This is a genomic window from Gammaproteobacteria bacterium, from assembly GCA_037388465.1.
Lineage (GTDB): Bacteria > Pseudomonadota > Gammaproteobacteria > SpSt-1174 > SpSt-1174 > JARRKE01.
Window position 1 is genome coordinate 1 of sequence record JARRKE010000151.1, and the last position, 2606, is coordinate 2606.

Below are 2606 nucleotides of genomic sequence, written 5' to 3' on the forward strand. Positions count from 1 at the left end.
CATGAGCCCGCTTCGCGGGCCAGCAGGTTGGTGTGTTTGCCGATCCAGCCCAGTCCCGCTTTTTCGGCCAGGGCCTTCTCCAGCACCGGGGCGCTGTCCACGAAGATGCGGTGCCCGAAGGGGCCGATTTTTGCCTCGATGTGACCGGCCAGTGTCTTGAGCCGGCTGCGCAGCACCTTGTGGTAATCGCGTCCCAGTGCGTAGCGCGAGACGTAGCCGAGTTGCGGCATGTTCAATACCGTTTCGGCATCGGCCGTGGCAGGAGGCAGGTAATCCATGCGCACCGAGATCACCCGCAGGGTGCCGGGCACCAGCTCGGCAGGCCGTGCGCGGCGCGTGCCGTGGCGCTGCATGTAGCCCATCTCGCCGTGGCGTCCCTGATCCAGCCAGTTGAGCAGGCGCGTTTCGTGCTCGGCCAGGTCGATGTCGCTGATACCCACCGCCTGGAAGCCGAGCGCCTTGCCATGCCGCTTGATGTCGCGCGCGAGTTCGGTGAGCGAAAGCCGTGCTGTGGCGGGTTGCGGGTCCATGGCTCTAAGTTTAACCGTCTCCCGGCAATGCTGCGGTCGGATGGGCTGCAAGGTTTCGCATTCGCCGCCGCCGGCCCGCTAAAATAGCGGCATGCAGAAGATGGTTGTTTTCCCGGTGGCGTTGTTTATGGGGGGCGGGCTGTGACGGACGCCGCGCTTTCGCACCGTTTTTGTATTGCGCCGATGCTCGACTGGACGGATCGGCACTGCCGTTATTTCCTGCGCCTGATCAGCCGGCATACGATGCTGTATACGGAGATGGTGACCACTACGACCCGGCCGAGCATCCCGTCGCCCTGCAGCTGGGTGGCAGCGACCCCGCCGAAATGGCCGCTGCGGCCCGGTTGGGCGAGGCGGCCGGCTACGATGAGGTGAACATCAACGTGGGCTGCCCCAGCGACCGGGTGCAATCGGGACGCTTCGGCGCCTGTCTGATGGCCGATCCCGGACTGGTGGCCGAACTGGTGTCGGCAATGTCCGCGGCGGTGGCGATTCCGGTCACGGTCAAGACGCGTATCGGCATCGACGACCAGGATTCCTACGAAGCGCTGCAACGGTTTGTCGCCACGGTGTCGGCGGCGGGTTGCCGAACCTTTGTCGTCCATGCACGCAAGGCCTGGCTGGAGGGCTTGAGCCCGAAAGAGAACCGCGAGATTCCACCGCTGCGTTACGACATCGTGGCGCGGTTGAAGCAGGACTTTCCCGATCTGGAAATCGTCCTCAACGGCGGCATTCCGGATCTCGACCAGGCTGCCGATCATCTACGGACCTTCGACGGCGTGATGCTCGGACGCGCTGTGTATCACGACCCGTGGCTGCTCGCGGACGTGGACGAGCGCTTTTTCGGCGAAGCGCCGCGCTCCGCAACGCGCCATGAAGTGCTGGAGGCCTGGCTGCCCCAGGTCCAGCGCGAACTCGATGCTGGCGTTCCCCTGGCGCGCATGACGCGCCATGTGCTGGGTCTGTTCAACGGGCTGCCCGGTGCGCGCGCCTGGCGGCGTTATCTGAGCGAAAACGCGCATCGACCTGGTGCCGGAGTGGAGGTCGTTCGCGTGGCTGCAAGCCGTGTGGGTGCACAGAATTTGATCAAAAACGTTTCCTGAACTCGGAACAGCTAGCCTATGGCAGAGATGAGAAAAATTGCATCACCTGTCCGAATACACTGCATTGTCACGGTCGTGTAAAGATTTCCTCCTGAACTGCCGATAACTCTCCTAAAGATAGCGCTCGTAGGTTGAGTGCAAGATAAGGAGAGTGAGAATGGGTTCTTTTCTATCAAGTCTCAGAATCAGTCACAAGATCTGGGGTGGGTTTGCGGTACTGCTGTTGATTTTGTTTGTAGTCGCGCTGAGCGCCATTCGCAGCTTCCAGTCCACCGAATCTCATCTGCGGCAGGTGATCGAACTGGACCAGCCCACCATCTTCACTGCGATGAATCTGCGCCACGATCTGGAGCAGGCCTCCACTTCATTGGGGTATTACCTGCTCAGCAAGGAGGCTTCCCACAGGCGAAACTATATCTCCGGACTGTCCAGATTGAATCGCGATGCCCAGCAATTACTGCATTCGCCCTTGGTCGAAGAACGTCCGGATCTGGCCAATCAGGTCAAGGCCATCCTGTCTCAGCTTCACAGCTTTGCGGCCTACAAAGACCGGATGTTGAAGCTGGCGGTAGATCAGGCGGCGAACATGCCGGCGGCCGCTTATGCGGCAGACAACGTCAATCCCTTGGCGCGTCAGCTGCAACAGGATGTTGATGAAATGCTGAATTACGGAGACGGCCGGCCAAGCGCCAGGCAGGTCGCCCTGCTGCAGCATGTCTACAATTTGCGTTATGCCCTGGTTAACGTCATTAACGAAGTGCGTACCTACCTGGCTTTTCGAAACAAGGATCAGGTATCCAATATCAATATCTACGTCGACCAGATGCGATCTATCCTGAAAAAACTCAGGACACACGAGTCCACCATGTCCTTTGAGCAATCGGCGGCGTATGACGATTTCAAACAGTCCTATCCCCGGTATAAAAAGAGCCTCAAGCAGCTGGAAGCTATCCAGGGCGGAGAGAAATGGCGC

General features: G+C 59.9%; 2 protein-coding genes and 1 pseudogene. 2 read left to right on the top strand and 1 reads right to left on the bottom strand.

The window, feature by feature from the left end; genetic code table 11:
• Positions 1-530, bottom strand: a 530-nt coding sequence (queG, locus tag P8Y64_14495; protein ID MEJ2061657.1) for a tRNA epoxyqueuosine(34) reductase QueG, incomplete at its 3' end; no start/stop codon positions are given.
• Between the two features lie 183 nt (positions 531-713).
• Here queG and dusA point away from each other — a divergent pair.
• Together dusA and P8Y64_14505 are read left to right on the top strand one after the other, a co-directional pair.
• Positions 714-1633: pseudogene (gene dusA, locus P8Y64_14500) on the top strand (tRNA dihydrouridine(20/20a) synthase DusA).
• A gap of 157 nt (positions 1634-1790) precedes the next feature.
• On the top strand, positions 1791-2606 hold an 816-nt coding region (locus tag P8Y64_14505), incomplete at its 3' end, for an MCP four helix bundle domain-containing protein (GenBank protein ID MEJ2061658.1).